The organism is Mycobacterium gordonae, from assembly GCF_002101675.1.
Classification (GTDB): Bacteria; Actinomycetota; Actinomycetes; order Mycobacteriales; family Mycobacteriaceae; genus Mycobacterium; species Mycobacterium gordonae.
The window spans coordinates 61,589-68,469 of the sequence record NZ_LQOY01000153.1 but is presented as its reverse complement, the minus strand read 5'-3'; the positions used below and the strand labels follow the sequence as shown (position 1 = coordinate 68,469).

Below are 6,881 nucleotides of genomic sequence, written 5' to 3'. Positions count from 1 at the left end.
GGGTGGGGGTGAAGGCGGCGTGTAGGGGGGAGTGGTGGTAGCGGGTGGTCCAGTCGGTGTCGGTGTCGTTTTCGAGCAGGATGAACAGGTCGGCGAAGTCGGTGCAGCCGAAGTAGGCCAGGGCTTGTTGGGGTGGGCCGAAGTAGGCCAGGCGTCCGCCGGGGGCCAGGACCAGCAGGCGGTCGCACATGTTGAGGTGGGCGATGTTGTGGGTGACCACCACGACCGAGCGGCCGTCATCGGCCAGGGTGCGCAGGGTTTGCATGACCGATTTCTCATAGCCGGGGTCCAGGCCGGAGGTGGGTTCGTCCAGGAACAGCAGGGAGGGTTTGGTGAGCAGTTCCAGGGCGACGCTGGTGCGTTTGCGTTGTCCGCCGGACAGGGAGTCGATGCGTTGGTCGGCCTGGGTGGCCAGGCCGAGTTCGGTGAGGACTTCGTCGATGCGGTGTTGGCGTTCTGCGGGGGTGACGTCGTGGGGAAAGCGCAGGCGTGCGGCGTAGTTCAGGGCGCGGCGCACGGTCAGGGGGGTGTGCAGGATGTCGTCTTGGGGGACGAAGCCGATGCGGTGGCGCAGTTCGGGGTAGTTGTCATAGAGGTCGCGGTCGTCATAGCGCACGGTGCCGGTGGTGGCGGGGCGAAAGCCGGTCAGCGCGCCCAGCAGGGTGGATTTGCCGGCCCCGGAGGGCCCGACGACGGCTAGCAGGCTGCGTTGGGACAACACGAAGCTGATGTCATCGAGCAGGACTTTGCCGTGCCCGGTTTCGACGTGCAGGTTGGCCGCTTCATAGGAGATGTCGCCGGTGTCGACGTATTCGACGAGGCGGTCACCGGACAGGTGCAGCAGTTGGTGGCCGATGCCCACGATGTCGGCGGGGCCGATGACCGCGCGGGTGATGCGGGTGCCGTTGACGTAGGTGCCGTTGGCTGAGTGGTTGTCGATCAACTCCCAGCCCGCGCCGGTGCGCCGCAGCAGGGCGTGGCGGCGCGAGACCAGCAGGTCGTGCAACACCACCGTGTTCTCCGGAGCGCGCCCGATGCTCACGGTCTGGACGTCGATGGCATGTACCGCGGTCGGGATCCGCGCCGAGGTGGTCCCTCCCGAGGGCGCCCCCAGCCCCAGTTCGTCACTGCCCAGCGGCGGCAGCGCCAGCTCGGCGGTCTCGGCGAAGGCCGCGCCGGCGGGCCCCGCCGGTACCGGTGGTAGCGGCGGTAGCGGGGCCACCGTCGTGGTGGCCTGCCCGATCGCCACCGGCGCAGACCCCCCGCGGTCTGCGGGCTCGAAGTGCACCTGCTCTCCGGAGGTCGCCGACCCCAACACCACCGTCACCGGCTGCGTGTCGATGACCACCCGCTCCACCCGCGCACCCGCCACATACATGCCGTTGCTGCTGCGATTGGACAACACCCACCCCGCCCCGGTGGACTCCAACACCGCATGCACCCGCGAAATCCGCGGATTGTCCAACTGAATATCGGACTCACCCGAGCGCCCCAACGTCCACACCCGCCCCGGAACCACCACCCAACCACGCCCACCCCCACGCACCTGCAACCCCACCGGCTCCGGCGCCCCCACCACCTCATCCATCTACGCCTCCGCTACACCGACCACGCCGCCCCGAATCATCACTCCTGTGGACCGTGAATGCTACGGCCACCGGCTCACGAATGCTTGGCCCACCACTTGTACAGCTGGTCAAGGGTGGGTACCTGTCGTTTGCCGCCGACCAGTGCGAAGACGAGCGTCTGTTCGTTGCTCCACATCACCTGCGGATCGTTGCCTTTGTAAATGCCGCAGGCCATCTGGCCGAGGATGGTTTTCGGGTCCTGGGTGTGCCACCAGTTGCCTGGCGAGGCCTTGCCGCCGGGGCATTGCTGGATGGTGAAGGTCGTGATGAAGGCGCTGAACGACTTCTTCAGGGACGCGACGTCGGGAAAGAGCCCGTAGGCCGACAGCCTGGGTCCGTCGGCATCGGTGTTCTGCCCGCACGACACCGATACCAGGGCACCCGGCATGGTTTTGCTGTCCGTCGTGCAGGATCCGGCGGGATAGCCCGAAGGGAGCAGGCCCAACAGCCGGGCCTGGGCCGGCGGCGGTGCGCTCGAGGACGGCGTGGGCGTCGTGGTGGTCCGCGTCGTCGTCGTGGTGCTCCGGGTCGTCGTGGTGGAACGTTGTCCGGCGGACTTGGGTTTGCCGCCGTCCTTGCTGAGTGCCCAGATGCCGATGCCGCTCAGCATGACGACCAGGATGACTGCGGCAACGCCGGCGACAATCGCCCACGGGTTGCGCGAGCGTGGCTGCGCAGGCGGGCTGGCGGGGTGCCGCCACGGTCCGGTGAACGGCTGCGGCATGGGTGGCCCCACCGGTCGGCCGGGTATCGGACGCGGGGGGCCGGCCGGACCGGCGGCCGCGACCGGCGGTCGCGCTTGGGCGGCCGGACTCGGTTGTGGATGGCGTTGTGCCGGAGGAGGACTCAGGAACTTCTCCGGAATCGTGGACTCCTGGCTGCGGCGCACGATATCGGTGGCGTGGTCCTGGTCGGGGTGACTGAGCGCCAGGTGGGCGGCCCGCGCCAGGGCCCCGGCGCTGGGGTAGCGGTCCGCCGGTCTCTTGGCCATGCCGCGGGCGACGACGGCGTCCAGGGACCTCGGAATCCCGCGTCCCGCCGCGCTGGGTCGCGGAATGGGATTGATCATGTGGGCGCTGATGAGGACGCCGGCATTGTCGGACGGGTACGGCGCGCTACCGGTCAAGCACTCGAACAGCACGCAGGCCAGCGCGTAGATATCGGCGCTGTGAGTGACTCCGTCGCTGGAAAACCGTTCGGGCGCCATGTATTTCCAGGTGCCCATCGGGGTGCCCAGTTGAGTGATCTTCGCGTCGGTGGTGGCGCTGGCAATGCCGAAGTCCACCAGGTAGGCGAAATCCTCGCGGGTGACCAGGATGTTGGGCGGCTTGACGTCGCGGTGCATCACTCCGGTGGCGTGGGCGGCGTCGAGCGCGGAGGCGATCTGAGTGATGACGGCTACGGCGCGCGGAGCCGGCAACGGGCCATAGCGGGTGAGTAGGCTGTCGAGGTCGACGCCCTCGATGAGGCGCATCTCCAGGAACATCTGCCCGTCGATCTCGCCGTAGTCGTGGATGGGCACGACATGCGGTTCCTTCAGCCGGCCTGCGATGCGCGCCTCACGCTTCATCCGCTCCCGGAATACCGGGTCGCTGCTCACAGTTTCGGACATCAGCTTGACCGCGACGGTCCAGCCTTTGCCCGAGTGCTCAGCCTCGTAGACCTCGCCCATCCCGCCGCGACCGAGAAGTCGCTTGAGGTGATAGGGCCCGAACTTCGACCCGGCGCGTGAGCCCGGTGATCCGCTCATTGCGACCATCCGATGTGGTTGTGCCGCTTGAGCATCCGACTTCGATCAGCCGTACTTCATCCACCAGTTGTGCAGGTCTTCGATCGTCGCAGGATCACCGAAGACGTCGTTGAGCATGAGCTTGCCCTCGTTGCTCCAGATCACGTTCGGGTGGTTCTTGTAGGTTCCGCACGCGATCATCCCGGCGGTGACCGTCGGGTCCCGGTCGTAGTGCCAGCCGTCCGGTGACGGACCCTCGCCCGGGCAGTTCGCGAGCTGCACCGCGGCGATGTCGTCGTTGAACGCCTGCTTCAGTGAGTCGAGGTTGGGGAATAACCCGTAGATCGCGTGGCCGGGGCCGCCCTCGTTGGTGTTCTGCCCGCATTCGACCATGGCGATCGTGCCGGTCCACACGCTGTTCGGCTTCGGGGTGGTGGTGGTGCAGGTTCCCGAGGGGTAGCCGGAGGGCAGCATCGAGAGCAACCTGCTCTGCGGGTTACCGCCCGGGGTGGTGGTCGTCGGTGAAGTCTTGCTGGTGGTCGCCCTGCCGGAACTGGTGGTGGCCGATGTGGTCGTGTCGGCCGTCGGAGTGCTGTTGCCCTTACGGGTGGCCAGCCAGATGCCGATTCCGGCAACCACGAGCACCAGCACAAGGGCCGCCGCGCCGGCCACGATGGGCCACGGACTGCGCTTGCCACCGGAGGGCGGACCGCCCTGGTTCCAGGCCGGCGGGCCGGGCTGCTGCGGGCCGGACGGGGCACCGCCCCAGCCGCCGCTCTGGCCGAAGTATTGCGGCGCCTGGGTGGGCTGGCCCTGGGCGGGGATGGGCCCACTGGCCGGAATCGGACCGCTTGCCGGAGACCACGAGGGCGGGCTCGTCGGCGACTGCCGCTGCAGTGGCCCCGAGCCGGCCGGGTCGCCATACCCGGGCGGCGGTGAGTACTGGGGGGGCGACGCGACCGGCGGCGGCGTGCCGCCGGTGGGCACCGAGGGTGCCACTGCGGTGCCGGGCAGCGTCGATTCCCGGCTGCGGCGCAGGATGTCCTCCGCGTGGTCCTGGTCCGGGTCGCTCAACGCGTCGTGCGCGGCCCGGGCGAAGTCGCCGGCGCTGGCGTAGCGGTCCTCGGGTTTCTTGGCCATGCCGCGGGCGATGACCGCGTCAAAGCCCTTGGGAATGCCGGCGCGGGCGGCGCTGACCTGCGGCACCGGGTCCATCAGGTGCGCGGTCACCAGCGTCGTGGCACTGTCGGCGCGGTACGGCGGGCTGCCGGTTAGGCATTCGTAGAGCACGCAGGCCAGCGCGTAGATGTCGGCGCGGTAGGTGACTTCGTCGTTGGAAAACCGTTCTGGCGCCATGTATTTCCAGGTCCCGACGGCGGTGCCCAGCTGGGTGAGCTTTTCGTCGGTGGTGGCGCTGGCGATGCCGAAGTCGACCAGGTAGGCGAAGTCGTCGCGGGTGACCAGGATGTTGGGGGGTTTGACGTCGCGGTGCATGACACCGGCGGCGTGGGCGGCATCCAGCGCCGAGGCGATCTGGGTGATGATCGCGACCGCGCGCGGCGGGGTCAGCGGGCCGAAGCGTTTGAGCACGCTGTCCAGGTCGGTGCCCTCGATCATCCGCATTTCGAGGTACATCTGGCCGTCGATCTCGCCGTAGTCGTGGATCGGCACGACGTGGGGTTCCTGCAGGCGCCCGGCGATGCGGGCCTCGCGCTTCATGCGCTCGCGGAACACCGGGTCCTTGCTGAACTCGGCGGTCATCAGCTTGACGGCCACCGTCCACTCCTTGACGGTGTGCTCGGCCTCGTAGACCTCGCCCATCCCGCCGCGGCCCAGCAACCGCTTGAGGTGGTAGGGCCCGAACATCGAGCCCACCCGCGAGTCTGGTGCCTCGCTCATTGCTGATCCCTCCTCGACAACCCCGAATCCCGCCGACACTATCAACAGCCTTCAGGTATTGCATGGAGCGCAACCACCGGCCTCAGCAACCATGACGGTAATCGGGACGGTGGGCGCTTGCCAATAAGACTGCCAACACCCTGACCCGAAAAACCGCACATGTTGTCGTGACGGTGACGGTACCGGTCGGGTCCGACACGCGGTGCGGTGCCGGTGATCGCGAAAAGTCTTGTGCCAAAGGCTACGCCGTCGCAGTCGGGGCAGCCGATCGGATCCGGGCCGGCCCATGTCAGCGCTACCGCGAAGCTCGGGTCACCACAGCACGGAAGTCAAAGCCGCCCTGGCACATTCACCTGGCGGCGGCATGGCCCGTCAGGCCTGGGTATGCGCGGCGATCTGGAAGGTGAACTCGTGGTCGCAGATCCGGATGTGGTCGCCGTCGTGGATGGTGGCCGCGGTGCGAATCCGCTGGTGCCGCACGTGCACACCGTTGGAGGACCGCAGGTCGTTGATGATGTAGTTGGTTCCGGTGTCGACGATGACGGCATGGTGGCGGCTGACGTTCGCGCTGTCCAGGACGATGTCGTTGTCGCTGAGGCGGCCGATCCGGGTCGCCGCCGAACGCAGCGGATAGTCGCGGCCGGTGGCAACGTCGCGCAGATATGCGGCGACCTTCTGGGTCGCGGCCATGGTGCGCTTGTCCAGGACGGTGACGGTTCCCACAGCGGTCACTTTGGCGTTCTGCTTCACGTCCAGGGTCTCCTGGCGCAGGATCTTCTCGTTGAGCGCCCGCAGCGTCGGGCCGGGGTCGATCCCAAGGTCGTCGGCGAGGGTCGTTTTCACCCGGCGGTAGGCGTTCAGGGCATCGGACTGGCGGTCGGTGAGGTAGTAGGCCGTGATCAGCTGCGCCCACAGCGGCTCCCGGTAGGGATGCTCCACGGTCAGTGCCTCGAGTTCGGTGATCACCGCGGATGCCCGGCCGCACGCGATCTCGGCCTCCGCTTTCGCGGTGTGCGCGATGATCTTGTCCTCCACCAGCGCGGTGGCGAATGAGTCGACGAACGGGAAGTCCCGCAGGTCATCGAGCACCGGTCCGCGCCACTCCTTGAGCGCCGCCGACAGATGCCGACTGGCCTCTTCGAAGCTGCCCGACGCGGCGGCATGCACACCCGCGGTCTTCTCGGCGATGAACCGGCCCAGATCGCAGGTGTTTTCGGGGATGGTGAGCCGGTAGCCCGGTGGTGCCGCAGCGAGCACCAGGCGGGGGTCGACCCCGGAGGCGCCGACCAGCTTGCGCAGGTTGGACACGTAGGAGTGGATGCTGGCACGCGCCCCCGACGGCGGCCATTCATCCCACAGCGCGGTGATCAGCGTGTCGACCCCGACGGGCCGGTTCCGGTTGATCACCAGCATCGCCAGCACGGCCCGCTGCTTGGGGGTGCCCAGGGGCACCAGGGCCCGGTCGATTTTCATCTCCAGCGGGCCGAGCACACCGAACTCGAGATGTGCGTCCATCATCGCGCTCCCAGCCATTCCAGGTCTGCCGCGGCTCCGACGCCTGTCGAATACCGAGGTGCCAGTACGGCGACCTTCCTCATTATTGTGTCCTGATCGCTGTCAGTCGT

General features: G+C 68.0%; 4 protein-coding genes. All 4 read right to left on the bottom strand.

Annotated elements, in window-relative coordinates:
* A partial coding sequence (locus AWC08_RS21835) for an FHA domain-containing protein (RefSeq protein ID WP_142283723.1) occupies window positions 1–1,588 on the bottom strand: 1,588 nt, incomplete at its 3' end.
* 74 nt (window positions 1,589–1,662) lie between these two features.
* Window positions 1,663–3,378: a serine/threonine-protein kinase gene (locus tag AWC08_RS21830; protein ID WP_069435258.1), complete on the bottom strand. Its 1,716-nt coding sequence runs from the start codon at window positions 3,376–3,378 to the stop codon at window positions 1,663–1,665.
* A 45-nt stretch (window positions 3,379–3,423) separates the two neighbouring features.
* On the bottom strand, window positions 3,424–5,256 hold the full coding sequence (locus AWC08_RS21825) for a serine/threonine-protein kinase (RefSeq protein ID WP_085088167.1): 1,833 nt from the start codon (window positions 5,254–5,256) through the stop codon (window positions 3,424–3,426).
* A 372-nt stretch (window positions 5,257–5,628) separates the two neighbouring features.
* Complete coding sequence (gene embR, locus AWC08_RS21820) at window positions 5,629–6,789, bottom strand: ATPase/transcriptional regulator EmbR (RefSeq protein WP_065135649.1); 1,161 nt, start codon at window positions 6,787–6,789, stop codon at window positions 5,629–5,631.
* Window positions 6,790–6,881 lie beyond the last annotated feature (92 nt).